The sequence below is a fragment of the Acidovorax sp. YS12 genome, assembly GCA_021496925.1.
GTDB lineage: Bacteria > Pseudomonadota > Gammaproteobacteria > Burkholderiales > Burkholderiaceae_C > Paenacidovorax.
Genome location: CP053915.1, coordinates 1,549,308 through 1,566,983 on the forward strand (window position 1 = coordinate 1,549,308; position 17,676 = coordinate 1,566,983).

Sequence of the window (17,676 nt, forward strand, 5' to 3'; positions counted from 1 at the left end):
CCTCAATCCTCGATGCCGCGTTGCGCGGGTATGCCGGCCTGAAAGGCATGCTTGACGAGCCGCATTTCCGTCACGGTGTCGGCGATGGCAACGATTTCCTCCGGACAGCGGCGCCCCGTGAGGCAGACGTGCACGTCCCTGGGGCGCGCCGCCAGGGTTTCGAGCACGTCCGGCAGCGGCAGCCAGCCATAGATCAGCGGATAGGTGATCTCGTCGAGCACCACCAGGAAGTACGCCCCCGAGAGGATGGCCGCGCGCGCCTTGGCCCAGCCGTCGCGCGCGAGCTGGGCCGAGTGTTCCAGGTCCTTGCTCTTCCAGCTGAAGCCATCGCCCAGGCCCTCGATGGGCAGCCCCACCTGCTCGGCCAGGCGGTGCTCGCCGAAGCGCGCGCTGGGCACCTTCATGAACTGGAACACCTTCACGGCCTTGCCGCGCCCGGTGGCGCGGAACGCCAGGCCGAAGGCGGCCGTGCTCTTGCCCTTGCCGTCGCCGGTATTGACGATGACCAGGCCGCGGCGCTCGCCTTCGGCCTTGTCATAGGGTTTGTCGCTGGGGGGCGTTTCGATCTGCATGGGCAAGCGGCGTGTGTTTCCTGAAGGGGCACCGAGGATACACGCCGCCACAAAGCACCCACCCGGCCTGCTGTCATGAAACCGCAACATGGGACGTGCAACATTTCCTCACACTTGCTCCGTGCAGCCTCCATGCCAGAGACCTCCGTTTACCTGAGCGACTTCCGCCCCCACTTGCGCCAGCCGAGCGCGGCGGATCTGTGCCTCCCCGTGCCCTGCATGACGCCGGAGGAAACCAACGAGAAAGTGCTCGAAGTCTTCGCGCAGCACCGCGACCTGGTCAGCCTGCCCGTGGTGGAAGGTGCGCAGCCCATCGGCCTGATCAACCGCAACATCTTCCTGTCGCAGATCAGCAAACCGTTCCGCATGGAGCTGTATGGCCGCAAGAGCTGCATCGCCTTCATGGACAAGGAGCCGCTGGTGGTGGAGGCCTCGATGGACATCGAGGCGCTGACCTTCAAGGCCGTGGAGTGCGGCGAAAAAGCGCTCTCGGATGGTTTCATCATCACCCGCGAGGGCCAGTTCGCAGGCGTGGGCAACGGCCTGCAGCTCATGCGCGTGGTGGCGGACATGCAGGCCGCGCACAACCGCCAGATCCTGCACAGCATCGAGTATGCGAGCGTGATCCAGCAGGCCACGCTGCACAGCTCGCGCGAGGTTCTGGCCCGCGTCTGCCCGGTGGCGGACCTGGTCTGGGAGCCGCGCGACATCGTGGGGGGCGACTTCTACCAGTTCCACGCCGAGGACGGCGGCTGGTTCGCCACCGTGGCGGACTGCACCGGGCACGGCGTGCCCGGTGCCTTCATGACCTTGATCGCCTCCAGCAGCCTGGACCAGGCCGTGCGCCAGCACGGCGCCCGCGACCCGGCGGCGCTGCTCGCGCAGGTCAACCGCAGCATCAAGCAGATGCTGGGCCAGGTCGACGGCCAGGACGGCACGCCGGCCTCGGACGACGGCATGGATGCCGCCTGCTTCTGGTTCGAGCCGGCGTGCGGGCGGCTGGTCTTCGCGGGGGCGCGCCTGTCGCTGTTCGTGCTGCGCCCGGGCGCCGATGCCGTGGACAGCATCGACGGCCAGCGCAAGGGCGTGGGCTACGTGGACAGCGCATTCGACTTCGCCTGGCACAACGTGGAACTGGCGCTGCCGCCCGGCAGCCTGGTGTTCGTCACCACCGACGGCCTCGTCGACCAGGTGGGCGGCGCGCGCGCCATCGCCTTCGGCAAGCGCCGCATACGCGAGCTGCTGCTGGAGCACGCGCACGGCACGCCCGCCGAGGTGAACCGTGCCATGCGGGCCGCGCTGGGCGCCTGGCAGGGCACGCAGCACCGCCGCGACGACCTGACTTTCTTCTGCTTTCGCACCTGATTGAGCACCGCATGCGCGCCAGCCCCATCGCCGACAGATACGGCCCGTTCCTCGAACTGGCGCACCAGCACCAGGTCATCTTCTACTACGTCGGGTATTTCTCCCAGAACATCGTCGCTGCCATGGCGGAGGCGGTGAAACTGCAGCTCGAAGTGGCCGGCGTGTCCGGCCCCACGCGGCGCAAGCTGTTTTCCGCGTTCATCGAGATGGCGCAGAACATCATCCACTACTCGGCCGACACCCTCACCCCGCCGAGCCTGGACGACGGCGAGCTGCGCCATGGATCGGTCTGCATACGCCAGGAGAGCGATGGGCGCTTCCTGCTGCTGTGCGCCAACCCCATCGACCCCGAAACGGCCCACGGCCTGCGCGCCAAGCTGGACACGCTGCGCAGCATGACGCTGGACGAGATCAAGCAGGCCTACCGCCAGACCCTGCGCGAGGAAAAGCCCGAGGGCAGCAAGGGCGCCGGCATGGGTTTTCTCACCGTGGCACGCGACGCCCGGGAGCCCCTGGAGTTCGACTTCGTCCCCGCGGACAGGGCGGGCGGCCCTCCCGTGTTCTATCTCAAGGCGGCGCTGTGAACCGCCCTGGCAACGAATCGAGATAACGCATGGACAACCTCTACATCGCACCGACACCAAGCTCCCCGGAAGTGGACTTCCGCTTCGACACCCACCGGCTCAGCCTGCGCGGAGAGTCCTACCCGGAAAACGCCGCCGCCTTCTACGCCGACGTGATCGCACAGCTCAAGGCCTATCTGGCGCAGCCGCAGGACCGCCCCATCGACGTGCAAATCGCCCTGGCGTACTTCAACAGCTCCAGCACCAAGATGCTGTTCAACCTGATCGAAGCGCTCAACGACGCCGCCCAGGCAGGCCGCCAGGTCGACCTGCACTGGTACCACGACGAGGAAGACGACACCCTCTTCGAGTTCGGGCAGGAGCTCAGCAGCGACTTTCCCGCCCTGCGCTTCCTGAGCCATCCGGTGAGGCCCGCCTGAATGCAAGTCCCGTCCATCCTCTCGCCGCCCGACCTCTTCGGCGCCGAGCACCAGGCCCTGCTGGCGGCGCAGGCGGCCCACGCGGCCGGCGCCGCCACGGGCGCCGCCGCGTGCCACCAGGCGCTGGGCGACCTGCTGGCGGCCTACGAACGCCTGCTGCGGGAAACGCGCCGGCTCGTGCGCCGCAGCGACCGGGCGGAGCTGGAGATGACGCGGCTCAACCAGCGCCTGCAGGACCTGGCCGCCGAGCTGGAGCACCGGGCCACGCATGACCCGCTGACCGGCGTGTTCAACCGGGCAGCGATCATCGAGCACGTCAACCGCACCTTCGCGCGCCAGGACCTGGGCCTGATCGTCCTGGACATCGACCACTTCAAGCGCGTCAACGACGCCTTCGGCCACCCGGTGGGCGACACGGTGATCCTGGGCGTCATCGCCTGCCTCCAGCAGGCCGTGCCGCCGGCCGCGGAGATCGGCCGCGTCGGCGGCGAGGAATTCACGGTGCTGCTGCCGGGGCAGGACATCCAGGCCAGCGAGCAGGTGGCGCACGCGGCACGCCAGGCCATCGCATCGCACCGCTTCCGCCTGCCCGATGGCAGCGGCATCACGGCCAGCTTCGGCGTGAGCTGGCTGCCTTGCGGCCATTGCTTCGACGATGCCTACGACCTCGCCGACCAGGCCCTGTACGCGGCCAAGCGCGCCGGCCGCAACCGGGTGGTGCGGGCGCCCATCCCCGAGCATGCCTAGCGTGCTGTCCCGCCAGGAGCCGCACGCCATGCAACCAATGGACCCGCATTCAGCGCCAGGCGACCTGCACAGCCGGGAGCTGCTCGAACGCCTGCACCGCGCGGCCTACTACGACCCCCTGGTGCAGCTGCCCAACCGGGCGCTGTTCATCGAGAAGGTCGATGCATGCGTGCAGCGCCAGGCACAGGACCATGTCCTGGCGCTGGTGGACATCGACGACTTCAGCGCCACCAACGACCTGATGGGCCACCGCTTCGGCGACCGGCTGCTCGGCGCCGTCACCCGCTGCCTGGCCCATGCCCTGCCCGCCAGCGTACTGCTGGCCCGGGTGGGCGCAGATACCTTCGGCATCCTGGGCTGCGCGCAGGAGGTGCAGCCCCACCGGCTGCTGGAATGCGTGCGCCAGCCCCTGGCCATCGAAGGCACGCCGCACAAGGTTTCGCTGACCTGCGGCTACGTGCTGCTGTCGGGCGGCACCCGCTGCGGCGACGACCTGGTCAAGGACGCGACCATCGCGCTCAAGCGCGCCAAGCGCGACCACCGGGGGCAGCACCTGCGCTATTCGCCCCAGATGGGCGCCGAGGCGCGCCGCCGCGCCAGGCTGCTGTCGGACCTGCGCGCCGCCATCGAAGGGGCGGAACTGTTCCTGGTCTACCAGCCGCAGATCCACCTGGGCCACGGCACCCTGGTGGGCCTGGAGGCGCTGCTGCGCTGGCGCACCCGGGACGGCACGCTGGTGCCGCCCGACCAGTTCATCCCCATGGCCGAGCACTCCGGGCTGATCGTGGCGCTGGGCCAGTGGGTGCTGTCCACCGCATGCCAGGCCATGCGCATGCTCCTGGACGCCGGGCTGGCGCCGCAGCGCATGGCCGTCAACGTCTCGATGGTGCAGTTGCGCGACCCCGGCTTCCTGGAAAGCGTGTATGCCGCACTGGCCGCAAGCGGCCTGCAGGGCCAGCACCTGGAGCTGGAAATCACCGAATCCGTGGCCGTGCTGCCCACGCAGTTGCTCGAATCCACGCTGAGCGCGCTGCGCGCCCGGGGCATCACCGTGGCCATCGACGACTTCGGCACCGGCTACTCGTCGCTGAGCTGCCTGGAGCGCCTGCCGCTGGACCGCATCAAGATCGACCGCAGCTTCGCGCAGCAGCTCGGCGTGCCCCATGGCGCGCGCATCGCCGAAATGATCGCGCAGCTCGGGTGCAAGCTCGGCCTGCAGGTCCTGGCCGAAGGCATAGAAGACCACGCGACCCAGCTGGCGCTGCTCGCCATGGGGTGCCACGAAGGCCAGGGCTACTACATCGCCCAGCCCATGGAACTGCCCGCGCTGTCCGACTGGCTCAGGCGCCAGGCCGCCCTCACCCTGGCGGCCTGAACCACGCTCATACGGGTGTGCATTCAACCGTATAGCTAGGCGGGAAGCCTACGATCAGTGCTGTAGCACGGCAAGGCGAACCAACGACGTTAGACGGTTGAAGGCAAATCCGTATCAGTTTTCCATGGCGCTGCGCGCCACCCGCAGCCCATGAAACCGGCGCGGCCCATGCGCGGGCCACCGCGCAAGGGCCGCCCCGCCGCGCTGGCGGCGTCCCCCTGTCCGCAGTGCGCAGCACTGCGAGAGCGGGGGGAAGGCGCGAAACGCCTCAGGGGGGTGTTGTTTCATCTCAGGCGTCAGACACGCGGCAGCGCCATCCACATGCCGTCGATCTGGCGCACCTGGATGCGGCGCCCGAACACCTGCTCCAGCGCGGCATGGGTGGCGCCGTCCCGGCAAGCGCCGTGGTGCACCACGCGGCCCGCGGCCATGATGACCATGTCGTCGGCCTGCAGCGCGATGGAGACTTCGTGCAGCACGCTGACCACGGTGCCGCCGCCCGCGACCAGGGTGCGCACGGTGTGCAGCCAGTCGGTCTGGTGCGGGGGGTCGAGGTTGGCCAGCGGCTCGTCCATCAGCAGCACGCGCGCCTGCACGGCCAGGGCGCGGGCCAGCAGCACCCGCTGGCGCTCGCCGCCCGAGAGTTGGGCCAGGGGCCGGTCGCGCCAGTCCCAGGCCTGCGTGGTGCGCAGTGCGTGTTCCACCGCCGCATGGTCGGCATCGGACGGCGGGGCCAGCCAGGGCTGGTGCGGCAGGCGGCCGAGCATGGCCACGTCGTAGCTCGTGAGGTCGTCGGCCGAACCTTCGTTCTGCCCCAGCCACGCCAGCAGGCAGGCGCGCTCGCGGGCCGGGATGGCGTGCAGCGGGCGGCCCAGCAAGGCCACCTCGCCGCTCGCGGAAAGCAGGCCCGCCAGCACCTTGAGCAAGGTGGATTTGCCCGCGCCGTTGGGGCCGACGATGCTGGTCCAGCGCGCCTCGGGCAACTGCAGGTCGATACCGTGCAATATGGGGCTTTTTCCGATGCTGGCCCTTATCTGGCGCGCGCTGACAGCTACTGAATTCATAGTACCGCGCCCTGCGAGGTGCGCCGGTGCATCAGCCACAGCAGGTAGGTGCCGCCCAAGGCGGCGGTGAGCACACCCACGGGCAGCTCCTGCGGCGCGAGCACCCAGCGCGCGAGGATGTCGGCGGCCAGCAGCAGCACGGCGCCCATGAGGCTCGACAGCACGATGTGCCGCTCGTGCGTCACGCGCACGATGGAGCGCACGAGGTGCGGCGCGGCCAGGCCCACGAAGGCGATCAGCCCCGTCTGCGCCACCGCCGTGCCCGTGGCCAGCGCCAGCGCCGCCACCAGCCCCACGCGCATGGGCGCGAGCGGCAGGCCCAGGCTGGCGGCCGTGGCCTCGCCCAGCGTGAGGCCGTCGAGCGCGCGCGCCAGCACCCAGGCCAGCACGGAGCACACGCCCCACGCGGCGGCCATCAGCGCGCAGGCCATCCAGCCGACGAAGCTGGTGGTGCCCAGGGTGAACGACTGCATGGACTGCAATATGTCCGGCGATGCCAGTTCCACCAGATCACGCAGCGCGCCCAGCACCACGCCCACGATCACGCCCGCGAGCAGCAGGCGCAGCGTGTGCTGCACGCCCTTGGCCAGCACCAGCGTGAGCCCCACGGCGCCCGCCGCGCCGATGAACGCCATGCCCGTGACGCCCAGCCGCGTGAACCACTGCGCGGCCAGCGGCGAGGTGCCGAACAGCGCCATCGCCACGGCACCGCCCAGCGCCGCGCCCGAGGCGCTGCCCAGCAGGTACGGGTCGGCCAGCGGGTTGCGGAACAGGCCCTGCGCCACCGCGCCCGCCAGCCCCAGCAGCGCGCCCGCCAGCCACGCGCCCAGCGTGCGCGGCAGGCGGATGTCCCACACGATCTGGCGGGCCACGGGCTCCTCCCACATGCGCAGCACGCTCTCGAAGCCGGTGCTGCCCACGCCCACGCCGCACAGCAGCAGCACGACGCTGGCGAGCAGCAGCCACAGGGCGCACCACAGGGCGCGGCGGTGCGGGTTCATTTGGCCTTGTCGCTCAGGCACTGGGCCATGATGCGCGCCGCCTCGGCCATGCGCGGGCCGGGGCGCACCACCACGTCGGATTCGCCGGGGCCGAACACGCACACGCGCTGCTGGCGCACGGCTTCGATGCCATTCCAGCCGGGGTACATCACCATGGGTTGCATGCTGCGGTTGCCGACCATGATGACGCTGGGGTTGGCGCGCACCACGTACTCGGGGTTCAGGCGCGGGAAGGGGCCCAGGTCGGCGCTGACCACATTGACCGCGCCCAAGCGCGCCAGCGTCTCGCCGATGAACGAGGCCGTGCCCGCCGCGTACGGGCCCCGGCTCACCTCGAAGTACACCCGCGCGCCGCGCGCCTTGGGCGGCAGCGACTGCACGGCCGCCTGCACGCCCGCGTCGATCTCGCGCCAGAGCCGGTCGGCCGCCGCCTGGTGCTCGGACAGGTGCAGCGCGCGCGCCACGTCGCCGAGCACGCGGCGCACGTCGGCGTGCGTCTTGGGTTCGAGCGCCAGCACTGTGAGGCCCAGCGCCTCCAGCCGCTCGCTGGCACGGGTGCTGCTGGAGACAAGCACCAGGTCGGGCTTGAGGGCCACCACGGCCTCGATGCTCGGGTCGATGTAGCCGCCCAGTTGCGGTAGCTTCTTCACGGAGTCCGGCCAGTTGGAGAAGCGATCGACACCCACCAGCCGGTGGCACTCGCCCAGGGCGCAGACGCTCTCGGTCAGCGACGGCAGCAGGCTGGCGATGCGCTGCGGCGGCTGCGCGATGGTGACCACGCGGCCCCGGCCGTCGGTGATGCGCACGGGCTCGGCGCGGGCCAGCCCGGCCATGAGCAGGGCCAGCACGAGCAGGATGGCGAGCACCCAGAGGATGCGGCGCAGGGGTGTGGGTTTCATGGGTTCTTCAGGAAAAGCGGCAAACCGGCCGCCATGAGGGTAACGCGCGCGCAGGCCTGGGCCGCCTGCTGGTTCAGCGCGCCGAGCGCATCGACGAAGGCGCGCACTTCGCGCCCCATCGGAATGACCCCCAGGCCGATTTCGTTGCCCACCAGTACAACGGGCCCGGGGGTCTGCCGAATTGCTTCAAAAAAAAGAGCTGCTTGCGCTTGCCAGTCCTGGGCTGGAGGCCGATTTGGCTCATATTCCGGCGCAGCGGCGGCGGGCATCAGCCAGTGGGTCAGCCACAGGGTCAGGCAATCGACCACGACCAGGGTCTCTGGCGCGCCGTGGCGCGCCAGCGCGCCGGCCAGGTCGCGCGGCTCCTCCAGCGTGGCCAGGCCCGGCACGCGCGCGGCGCGCTCGCGCTGGTGGCGCGCGATGCGTTCGCGCATTTCGTCATCCCAGGCCTGGCCGGTGGCCACGAGCAGCGCGCGGTGCGCGGGCGACTGCGCCAGCCACTGGCGCGCCAGCAGTTCGGCGCGGCGCGACTTGCCGCTCTTTTGCCCGCCCAGGATCAGCTCGCTGCGCGCGATGGACGACGGCGTGCTCATGCGGCCTCCGCGCCGAACAGGGCCGCCGCGGCCTGCGGGCTGGAGGCGAACCAGGCGTGGAAGTAGCTCGCCCGCAGGCCGCCCAGGCGGTACACGGCCTCGCCCGCATCGGGCGCGGCGTCCTGCCCTGGGCGCGCGGTGCGTGCGTCCACGGGCGCCGTGCTGTCGCAGGTGGAGTAGTGGAAGGTATGGCCGCGCAGGCAGCCCTGCGGCAGCGCCAGTTGCTGCGGCCCCAGCGCAGCCAGGCGCCGCTGCATGGCCACGCGGCCGGGCAGCAGGCCCCACAGGGGCACGGTGCGGCCGTCGTGCAGCGTGATGGCCTCGCACAGCGCCATCATGCCGCCGCACTCGGCCCACAACGGCCTGCCCGCCTGCACGTGGGCACGCAGGCTGGCCTGGAACGCGCCGTTGGCGGCCAGCGCCTCGGCATGCAGCTCGGGGTAGCCGCCGGGCAGCCAGACGGCGTCGCAGGCGGGCAGCGCGGCGTCGTGCAGCGGCGAGAAGAACACCACGCGTGCGCCCAGCTGCTGCAGCGTCTGCACGTTGCTGGGGTAGATGAAGCAGAAGGCCGCGTCGCGCGCCACGGCCACGGTGCGGCCCGCGAGCAGCGGCGCCACGGGCGGACGCGGCGGCGGCGCGGGGAAATCGACCGCGAAGCGCTGCAGGGCCTGCGCGTCCATGCGGCCCAGCGGCGTGGCGGCCAGCGCGTCGGCGGCGGCGTCCAGGCGCTGCAGCGCGTCGGGCAGCTCGTGCGCGGCCACCAGGCCCAGGTGGCGCTCGGGCAGCAGCGGCGCGCGCGCATCGTCGCCCGGCGCCAGGCGCGGCAGCGCACCGAGCCAGTCGGCATCGTCGCGCAGGCCGGCGCGCAGCATGGCTGCATGGCGCTCGCCCGCCACGCGGTTGGCCAGCACGCCGGCCCAGGGCAGGCCCTCGCGGTAATGGCGCAGGCCATGGACGATGGCGCCCAGCGTGCCGCCCATGGCGCCGGCATCGACCACCGCGAGCACGGGCATGCCAAAGCGCTGCGCCAGGTCGGCCACGCAGTCCTCGCCGTCGAACAGGCCCATCACGCCTTCGACCAGGATCAGGTCGGCCTCGCGCGCGGCGGCGTGCAGGCGCGCGGCGCAGTCGGCGGGGCCGGTCATCCACAGGTCGAGCTGCTCCACCGGCGCGCCGCTGGCGAGCTGGTGCCAGTACGGGTCGAGGTAGTCAGGCCCGCACTTGAACACGCGCACGCGCCGGCCGCGCCGCGCGTGCAGGCGCGCCAGCGCGGCCGTGACGGACGTCTTGCCCTGCCCCGAGGCAGCGGCGGAGACGACCAGGGCCGGGCAGCGTGCGCCGTGGCTCATGCCGTCACCGCGCGGGCGCCCACTTCAGGCCGACGAAGAAGGTGCGGCCGGCCGTGGCGTAGCCGCGTGCCAGCTCGTAGTCCTTGCCGGCCAGGTTGTCCAGGCGCACGACGACCTGGTAGTCGCGCGCCAGGCGGGTGCTGGCGTAGAGGTTGAGCAGGGTGTAGCCGCCGAGTTCGGTGGTGTTGGCGTTGGTGTCGTAGCGCCGGCCGGAGGCCTGTGCCTCGGCCCCCAGCGTCCAGCCCGCGAGGCGCGTGTCGGCGCCCAGCACGGCGTGCTGCTTGGCGCGGCGGCCGAGTTGCTTGCCGGTGTCGAGGTTCTTTGGATTCTGCAGGTCGAGCGAGCCGCGCAGGTTCACGCTGCCCAGGCGGTAGGCGCCGGCCAGCGTCAGACCCTCGTAGCGCGCCTTGCCCACGTTGGCGTAGCAGCCCGGATAGGGGCCGGAGTTGCCGGGGCAGGTGCCGGTGCTGCCCTGCCAGTCGATCAGGTTGCTGACGTTGTTGCGGTACAGCGTGGCCGAGAAGTGGTTCGCGCCTTCGGCCCATTTCACGCCCAGCTCCACGTTGCGGCTGGTTTCGGGGCGCAGCGTGTCGTCGCCGTACAGGCTGAAGCGCTGGTACAGCGTGGGCGCCTTGAAGGCCGTGCCCGCCGAGGCGGTGGCACGCCAGTTCGGCGCGAAGGCGAAGCCGTAGGCCGCGCTGCCGGTGGACTTGCCGCCGAACTCGCTGTCGTCGTCATGGCGCGCGTTGAGCTGCAGCGTGTGCGCGCCCAGGCGCAGGCCCCAGCCCAGCGCCAGCGCGTTCTGCGAGCGGTTGCGCGTGCCGCTGCTGACGCTCTCGTTGGTCAGCTCGTCCTCGCGCCGCTCCAGCGCCGCCGTGAGCTGGTGCGCGCCCAGGCGCAGTTCGTTGAAGAACAGGTAGCCACGCTGGCGGGTGTCGGTGAAGTAGACCGAGGGCTTGGTCTCGTAGCGGTCGCGCGAGTCGGTGACGGACAGGCGCGTCTTGTAGCTCTCGCTCCACTGCGCCTGCCAGTTCAGGCCCAGCGTCTGCAGGCGGTGCAGGCTGCGGTCGTCTGCGGTCTTGCTCACGTCGTAGCCGCTGTCGGTGTCGTTGTAGAGGAAGTTGCCCTCTAGGCGGTGCGCGGTGTTGAGCTGCCAGCCCAGGCGGCCGCTGGCGGAAGTGGCGTGGTGGTCGTCGCGGTCGGGGTTGCCGTCCTTCTTGGCGTTGAAGCCCTTGCTGGTCTCGCGCGCAATGCCCAGGGCGTAGTCCACCGCGCCGCTGGCGCCGCTCACCCCGGCCTCGGCGCGGTAGGTGCCGTGCGTGCCCGCACCCACGCCCACGTAGGGCGCCACGCCGGGCTCACCCTTCTTGGTGAAGATCTGGATCACGCCGGCCACGGCGTCAGAGCCGTAGATGGCGGCGGCCGGGCCGCGCAGCACTTCGATGCGCTCGACCTGCTCCAGCGGGATCGCCTCCCAGGTGGTGCCACCCGAGCCGGCCTGCGAATCGACGCGCACGCCGTCGATGTAGACGGCGGTGAAGCGCGTCTCGGCGCCGCGCACGTACATGCTGGTGGTGCCGCCCGGGCCGCCAGTGCGGCCCATCTCGATGCCCGGCAGGCGCGCCAGCACGTCGCCCAGCCCGGTGGCGCCGCTTTGCTCGATGGTTTCACGGTCGACGACGGACACGTCGGCCACGACGTCGGTCAACGGCTGCGCGGTGCGCGTGGCCGTGACCACGACCTCTTTCAGAGCAGGGGCAGTGCCCTCCTGGGCCTGGGCGGTACAGGCGGCCATGGCGGCCAGGGCCAGCGCGGCAGGACGCAGTGCGCCAGCGCGGAAGGACGAATTCATCATAGGGAATCAGAGTCAGCAGGGTTACCCGTGCCGGCCTCCCCGCCAGCGTTGGGTGATACAGCCGCGCACGCACTGAAAACCAGGCGCGGGCAACCTCCATGTTGGCCGGTATCCGGGCTGGCGGAACACGCTCCAGCGCCTTCCCGCAGCGCTTGTTCAAGGCGCGCAGTGGCTGTGTGCTGGAGAGGGAATCGGCATGCGACTCGTCCGCTGACCGTTGCGGGGGCAGCGCAGGCCCGGAGGGCCCTTGGCGGGCCTCCTCCCTGCTTCCCGTTGAACTGCGGCCTGTGAACCACGCCGCGAGCACCAACGGAAGCGATTTTACGTGCAATTACACACAGCGCACGCCTACAATCGCCTGTTCTATGGCCTCACCGTCCCCCTTCGATCTGATCGCCGAGCGCGTCGAGCGCCTGCTGCTGCGCCACGCCGAACTGCAGCGCACCAACGCCCTGCTGTCCGAGCAGGTGGCGGCCCTGGCCCAGGAGCGCGACGCACTCAAGTCCCGCCTCGGCGCCGCGCGCGCCCGGGTCGATGCCCTGCTGGAACGCCTGCCCGGGAACGTTCCCCACAAGGAGTCGGAATGAAGCAGATCGAGGTCCAGATCCTGCAGCAAAGCTACCTGCTGGCCTGCCCCGAAGGGCATGAGTCGCGCCTGCTCGAAGCCGTGGAGCGCGTGGACACGGCCATGACCCGCATCCGCGACGCGGGCAAGGTGCGCGCGCGCGAGCGCATCGCCGTGCTGGCGGCCCTGAACATGGCCTTCGAGATCGCCGACCGCGACAGCGCACTGGCGGCGGCACAGCCGTCCGGCGGCAGCGCGGAAACCCCTTCGGCCGACGTGGAGCGCGCCCAGGCCCTGGCACAGCGCCTGGACCAGGCCCTGGGCACCGACGGGCAGCTGTTCTGACGGTTCCGGCGGCCGCATCTGGCCCTACAATGCAGATGTCCGTGGTGCTGCCGGGCTTTATATTTCCTTGAACCAATGCTCCCTGAGCACGGGCTTGGTACATTGCCTGGTGAGCGTGATCATCTCGCGTCAGATGAACCCAACGTCAGGTTGCCCTCGCCCACCTGAACCCCCGGTTCAGGATGCCGGTCCGGTGGCATTCACGGACACCTTTCTTCCCGGCCCGCCCCGCACGCGCGGCTGCACCCCCTCCTCCCCATGATCGACCCACTCCTGCTCGCGCAACTGGCGGCGCTCGGCCTGTGCACCGGCTTCCTGGCCGGCCTGCTGGGCATCGGCGGCGGCATGCTGCTGGTGCCTTTCCTCACGTACTTCCTGGGCCAGCGCATGGTGGCGCCGGACCTGGCGGTGAAGATGGCGATCGCCACCTCGATGGCGACGATCATGTTCACGTCGGTCTCCAGCGTGCGCGCGCACCACAAGCGCGGCGCCGTGCGCTGGGACCTGGTGCTGCGCCTGGCGCCTGGCATCGCGCTGGGCGGGCTGCTGGCCAGCCTGGGCGTGTTCGCCTTGCTCAAGGGGCGCTTCCTGGCGCTGTTCTTCGGTCTGTTCGTGGGCTTCTCGGCGTTCCAGATGTACAAGGGCAGCAAGCCCGCGCCAGCGCGCCAGATGCCCGGCACGGCCGGCCAGACGGCGGCGGGGGGCGTCATCGGCTTCCTCTCGGGCCTGGTGGGCGCTGGCGGCGGCTTCGTCAGCGTGCCGTTCATGACCTGGTGCAACGTGCCCATCCACAACGCCGTGGCGACCAGCGCGGCGCTGGGCTTTCCGATCGCCCTGGCGAACGTGCTCGGCTACGTGATCGGCGGGCAGTCGGTGGCGGGGCTGCCCCCGGCCTCGCTGGGGTACGTGTGGCTGCCTGGCCTCGCGGCCATCGCCGCGTGCAGCGTGCTCACCGCGCCGCTGGGCGCACGCGCCGCCCACGCGCTGCCAGTGCAGCAGCTCAAGCGCGTATTCGCCGGCCTGCTGCTGTGCCTGGCGCTCTACATGCTCTGGAAGGGCTGGACGGCAGCCTGATCCTGGGTTTGCAGCAAAAAACGGCTCCGGCCCTTTGCTGGCAAGCGCTGGCAGCTATCAAAAAAGAGTCAGCTTGGCTGTACGGGCAACGCCTTGACCTGCCGCTGCGCCAGGAAGGCGCGGAACGCCCCGGCCTCCAGCGCCGGAGCGCACAGGTAGCCCTGGTACTGCTGGCAGCGCATGCCGATGAGCGCGGCGCGCTGCGCCTCGGTCTCCACGCCCTCCGCCATGACCGCGATGCCCAGCGCCTGCCCCATGCTGACGATGGCGCTGACGATGGCCCGGTCGCCCTCGTCGTCGGGCAGCCCGCGCACGAAGGACTGGTCGATCTTGAGCTTGTGGATGGGCAGTTTCTTCAGGTAGGCCAGGCTGGAGTAGCCCGTACCGAAGTCGTCGAGCACCAGCCCTACGCCGAGCGCCGCCAGGGCGCCAAGCCGCTGCGCCATCTCCTGCGCATCCTGCAGCAGGATGGTCTCGGTGATTTCCAGCTCCAGCCATGCGGGCGGCAGCCCCTCGGCTTCGAGCAGGCGCATCAGGCGCTCGACGAAGTCGGGCTGGCGGAACTCCAGCGCCGAGACGTTGACGGACAGGCGCACCGGGCGGCCCGCCTGCATCCACCGCACCGCCTCGCGCACCGATTGCTCCAGCACCCAGGCGCCCAGCGTGACGATGTAGCCCGACTCCTCGGCCAGGGGGATGAAGACCGAGGGCGACACGGCGCCGAACTCCGGGTCACTCCAGCGCAGCAGCGCCTCGGCCCCGACGATGCAGCCGGTGTCGATGCACACCAGGGGCTGGTAATGCACCGCCATGCGCCCATGCTGCAGTGCCTGGCGCATGGCATGCTCCAGCTGCATGCGCGACAGCAGGCCCGCGTTCATCTGCGGCTGGTAGAAGCCGTAGGCGCCACGCCCCCGCTCCTTCACGCGGTACATCGCCGTGTCCGCCTGCTTGATCAGTTCGTCCAGGGTGTCGCCGTCCTGCGGGAACAGGGCCATGCCGATGCTGCACTGGATGGACAGCCCCATGCCATCGAGCGCGAAGGGGCGCAGCATGTCGTCGATCATGCGCTGCGCCACGCCCTCGGCCACGGCGGCGTCGCCGCCATGAAGATAGACGACGAACTCATCGCCGCCCAGGCGCGACAGCATGTCGGTCTGGCGCAGGCAGGCCTGCAGGCGCTGCGCCACCAGCTGCAGCACCCGGTCGCCGAACGGATGGCCCAGCGAATCGTTGATGATCTTGAACCGGTCGAGGTCCATGAACAGGATGGCAAAGCCGGTGCCGTTGCGCCGCGCCTCGCCAATGGCGTGCTCGACGCGCTGCGCCAGCATCAGGCGGTTGGGCAGGCCCGTGAGCGCGTCGCGGTAGGCCAGCTCCTCGATGCGCTTTTGCGCAGCGTGCTGCGCCGTGAGGTCGCGCATGAAGCCAATGCTTTGCACGATGGTTCCGCTGTCATCGCGCAAGGCGACCCACGACAGGTGCACCGCGCAGGGCTCAGCCGCGGCACGCGGCAGGCGCAGTTCGCCCTCCCAAAAGCCCTCGTGCTCCCAGCCGGTGAGCACCTGGGCCATGAAATCCGTGCAAGCGCCGGCATCGAACAAGGCGGCCGCGGGCTGGCCATTGAGGGCGGCACCGCTCTTCCCCACCAGGCGCTCGCAGCCGGGGTTCATGCGCATGAGGCGGTGCTGGCTGTCAGCGATGAAGATCGCATCCAGGCTGGACTCGAACACCCGCGCGGCCAGGCGCAGTCCGGCCTGGATCTCGGCCTGGTGCGTGATGTCGCGGAACGAGAACACCCGGCCCACGGGCAAGCCACGGCTGAGCTGCGGCACGCAGCGGCGCTCCACGACCAGGCCGGAGCGCAAGGTCAGGATGTCGGTGCTCTCGTGCATGGGGTCGCGGGCAATGGCATCGAGCCGTTCGCGGTACAGCCCGGCATCCGCCACCTGCTCTGCCATGTGCCGCTGCACCGCGGCATCGTCGCGGTGCACGAGCAGGCCGCGCGGCATGCTCCACAGCGCAGCCAGGCGCTGGTTGAAAGCGCGCACACGGCCGTCCATGCCGCATACCAGCATGCCGTCGGCGGCGGAATCGAGCGTGGCGCGCAGCTCCGAGAGCAGGGTTTCCAGCTCGCGCTCGCTGGCCTGCTGTTCGCTGCGGTCGAGCATCGTGACCATCAGCGCCGGCCCGTCGGGAAGCGCGATGCGCTGCACGCGCTGCTCCACGGGCACGAGCTTGCCGTCGCTGCGCAAGACCTGCGTGAAGGACTGGAAGCCGTCGCGCGCCGCGACGGTCTCCGTGCTCCACAGGGCCTGGTCCTGCGGCGTTGCGGCCAGATGCTGCATCGACCGGCCCAGCATCGCCTCCGGCGGCAGGCCTGCGAGCTTGCTGGCAGCGCGGTTGACCAGCGCAATCGTCAGCGACGCTTCATGCACCAGCCACACCGCCTCGAACAATGCATCCAGGGCCGTCTGCCAGGCGGAGGCGCTCAGCGGCAGCATCAGGCGCCCACCTCGGCTGCGCCCAGGCCCACCGCGCGTTCGAAAAAGTAGCACACCCGTTTGCGCGGCGACAGATAGTCGAGCGCGTCGCGCGGCAGCTGTGCGGGGCGCAGGCTGCGGCGGATTCCCAGCTCGGGCGAGCGTTCCAGATCCAGCACCAGCGCCTGCTCCTTGGGCACCTGCGGGTCGTACAGCACGACCCGCGGCCGCAGCGGGCGCGAGGAGTTGACGGACACCACGATGGCATAGCCGTCGTTCACCAGTTGCACCACGGAGCCAGGCGGGTACACCCCCATCATGCGGATGAAGGCTCCCAGCAGCACGGGGTCGAACTTGGACTGGCACTGCGCGAACATGACCGACAGCGCCTCATGCGGCGTGAGCGCCTCGCCCCCATGCGACGGGTTGCACAGGCGGTCGTAGTGGTTGACCAGGGCGAGTATCTGTCCGTGCTGCCCCAGGTCCTCGCCCAGCAGGCTCAGCGGGAACCCCGAGCCATCGGTCCGCTCATGGTGCTGGGCGATGGCCGTGACCACCGACACCGGCAGCCGCATGCGCTCCGCCAACGCCACCGATTCCCCGACGTGGCTGCGGTAGCGCTCCATGTCAGCCACCGACAGGTGGGCATAGGGCTCGTTGACGTGCAATGGCAGGGCCTGCTTGCCCAGGTCATGCAGCAGGGCGGCCGTACCCAATTCGCGCAGCGCCTGGCCCGGCAGCGCCAGCGCCCGCCCCAGCAACAGGCACAGCACCATCACATTCACCGGATGCTGTGCGCTGCGCACGCCGACATCCTCGGACAGCAAGCGGATCACGGAATCTCCGTGGCTGAGCAGTTCCTCCACGCAGTTGCCGATGAGACCCGTCGTCAATTCGCGCGCCGCCTCGGGCTGCAGGGCCACGGCCTGGCCAATCTGCTGGTAGCTGCGCGTGGCCTCGCCGAAGCTGCGCTCACAGGACTGCAGTTCCTGGCACTGCAGTTCGAGCGCCTGGCGCAGCGCCTGGACGCCTGCGCTCTCCACCACTGCGGGTTCGTCCGCCGGAGCAGCTTCACCCGCGCTTTCGGCTACGACAGGGTCGCTCTTGGCGGGAAAGTACCGGACCTGGGCCAGATTCAAGGCCCGCAGCGCCTCGATCTGTTCCGCCGAAGCCACCCGGAAACTGCTGACGGGAAAAGGATGGTTCATCCAGCCCACGTCCAGCTGGATGTACATGCCAATGCGCAATCGGCTGATATCGATAAGAACAGAGTGGCTCACTGGATGCGCGCCCGGAATCGCCTCCTGGGCGGCTGGAAATAGGTCGCTAGATTATCTCTACTTCCCTTGGGGCGAGAGGCAAACTCCCTGCCGGTGTGCGAGCTTG

Annotated in this window: 17 protein-coding genes and 1 riboswitch; of the genes, 8 read left to right on the plus strand and 9 right to left on the minus strand. The window is 70.3% G+C overall.

What is annotated here, in order from left to right:
- Positions 1-2: 2 nt before the first annotated feature.
- On the minus strand, positions 3-572 hold the full coding sequence (gene cobO / locus YS110_07010; GenBank protein ID UJB64506.1) for a cob(I)yrinic acid a,c-diamide adenosyltransferase: 570 nt from the start codon (positions 570-572) through the stop codon (positions 3-5).
- Positions 573-704: 132 nt separating this feature from the next.
- Here cobO and YS110_07015 point away from each other — a divergent pair, with 132 nt between their 5' ends.
- The 5 genes from YS110_07015 to YS110_07035 are packed head-to-tail and all read left to right on the plus strand — an operon-like array spanning position 705 to position 5,062.
- Positions 705-1,937 carry a SpoIIE family protein phosphatase gene (locus tag YS110_07015; GenBank protein UJB64507.1) on the plus strand — a complete coding sequence of 411 codons (1,233 nt, stop codon included), beginning with the start codon at positions 705-707 and terminating at the stop codon, positions 1,935-1,937.
- An 11-nt stretch (positions 1,938-1,948) separates the two neighbouring features.
- Positions 1,949-2,521 (plus strand): hypothetical protein, encoded by a 573-nt coding sequence (locus YS110_07020; protein UJB64508.1) that lies wholly within the window; start codon positions 1,949-1,951, stop codon positions 2,519-2,521.
- 29 nt (positions 2,522-2,550) lie between these two features.
- On the plus strand, positions 2,551-2,940 hold the full coding sequence (locus YS110_07025; GenBank protein UJB64509.1) for a DUF1987 domain-containing protein: 390 nt from the start codon (positions 2,551-2,553) through the stop codon (positions 2,938-2,940).
- On the plus strand, positions 2,941-3,687 hold the full coding sequence (locus YS110_07030) for a GGDEF domain-containing protein (GenBank protein ID UJB64510.1): 747 nt from the start codon (positions 2,941-2,943) through the stop codon (positions 3,685-3,687).
- The gene (locus YS110_07035) at positions 3,596-5,062 is read left to right on the plus strand and encodes a bifunctional diguanylate cyclase/phosphodiesterase (protein UJB64511.1); all 1,467 of its coding nucleotides are present in this window, start codon (positions 3,596-3,598) and stop codon (positions 5,060-5,062) included. Before YS110_07030 ends, YS110_07035 begins: the two co-directional genes overlap by 92 nt.
- A gap of 296 nt (positions 5,063-5,358) precedes the next feature.
- Here the strand turns inward: YS110_07035 and YS110_07040 are convergent, their stop codons facing one another.
- The 6 genes from YS110_07040 to YS110_07065 are packed head-to-tail and all read right to left on the minus strand — an operon-like array spanning position 5,359 to position 11,763.
- The gene (locus YS110_07040) at positions 5,359-6,126 is read right to left on the minus strand and encodes an ABC transporter ATP-binding protein (GenBank protein UJB64512.1); all 768 of its coding nucleotides are present in this window, start codon (positions 6,124-6,126) and stop codon (positions 5,359-5,361) included.
- The gene (locus YS110_07045; protein ID UJB64513.1) at positions 6,123-7,127 is read right to left on the minus strand and encodes an iron ABC transporter permease; all 1,005 of its coding nucleotides are present in this window, start codon (positions 7,125-7,127) and stop codon (positions 6,123-6,125) included. Before YS110_07045 ends, YS110_07040 begins: the two co-directional genes overlap by 4 nt.
- Positions 7,124-8,026, minus strand: coding sequence for an ABC transporter substrate-binding protein (locus tag YS110_07050; GenBank protein ID UJB64514.1), 903 nt, complete (start codon positions 8,024-8,026; stop codon positions 7,124-7,126). Before YS110_07050 ends, YS110_07045 begins: the two co-directional genes overlap by 4 nt.
- Complete coding sequence (locus YS110_07055) at positions 8,023-8,619, minus strand: bifunctional adenosylcobinamide kinase/adenosylcobinamide-phosphate guanylyltransferase (protein UJB64515.1); 597 nt, start codon at positions 8,617-8,619, stop codon at positions 8,023-8,025. Before YS110_07055 ends, YS110_07050 begins: the two co-directional genes overlap by 4 nt.
- Positions 8,616-9,968, minus strand: a complete 1,353-nt coding sequence (locus tag YS110_07060; GenBank protein ID UJB64516.1) for a cobyrinate a,c-diamide synthase — start codon at positions 9,966-9,968, stop codon at positions 8,616-8,618. Before YS110_07060 ends, YS110_07055 begins: the two co-directional genes overlap by 4 nt.
- Positions 9,969-9,972: 4 nt before the next feature.
- Positions 9,973-11,763: a TonB-dependent receptor gene (locus YS110_07065; protein ID UJB67388.1), complete on the minus strand. Its 1,791-nt coding sequence runs from the start codon at positions 11,761-11,763 to the stop codon at positions 9,973-9,975.
- Positions 11,764-11,908: 145 nt separating this feature from the next.
- Positions 11,909-12,149: riboswitch (cobalamin riboswitch) on the minus strand.
- A gap of 39 nt (positions 12,150-12,188) precedes the next feature.
- Here YS110_07065 and YS110_07070 point away from each other — a divergent pair.
- From YS110_07070 to YS110_07080, 3 genes are all read left to right on the plus strand, one after another.
- Positions 12,189-12,410, plus strand: a complete 222-nt coding sequence (locus tag YS110_07070) for a DUF904 domain-containing protein (protein ID UJB64517.1) — start codon at positions 12,189-12,191, stop codon at positions 12,408-12,410.
- The gene (locus YS110_07075) at positions 12,407-12,733 is read left to right on the plus strand and encodes a cell division protein ZapA (protein ID UJB64518.1); all 327 of its coding nucleotides are present in this window, start codon (positions 12,407-12,409) and stop codon (positions 12,731-12,733) included. Before YS110_07070 ends, YS110_07075 begins: the two co-directional genes overlap by 4 nt.
- 258 nt (positions 12,734-12,991) lie before the next feature.
- On the plus strand, positions 12,992-13,807 hold the full coding sequence (locus YS110_07080) for a sulfite exporter TauE/SafE family protein (GenBank protein ID UJB64519.1): 816 nt from the start codon (positions 12,992-12,994) through the stop codon (positions 13,805-13,807).
- A gap of 68 nt (positions 13,808-13,875) precedes the next feature.
- Here the strand turns inward: YS110_07080 and YS110_07085 are convergent, their stop codons facing one another.
- Together YS110_07085 and YS110_07090 are read right to left on the minus strand one after the other, a co-directional pair.
- Positions 13,876-16,311, minus strand: coding sequence for an EAL domain-containing protein (locus YS110_07085; GenBank protein ID UJB64520.1), 2,436 nt, complete (start codon positions 16,309-16,311; stop codon positions 13,876-13,878).
- A complete protein-coding gene (locus tag YS110_07090) occupies positions 16,311-17,570 on the minus strand; it encodes a DUF3391 domain-containing protein (protein UJB64521.1) in 1,260 nt (419 codons plus the stop codon). Before YS110_07090 ends, YS110_07085 begins: the two co-directional genes overlap by 1 nt.
- Positions 17,571-17,676: the final 106 nt, after the last annotated feature.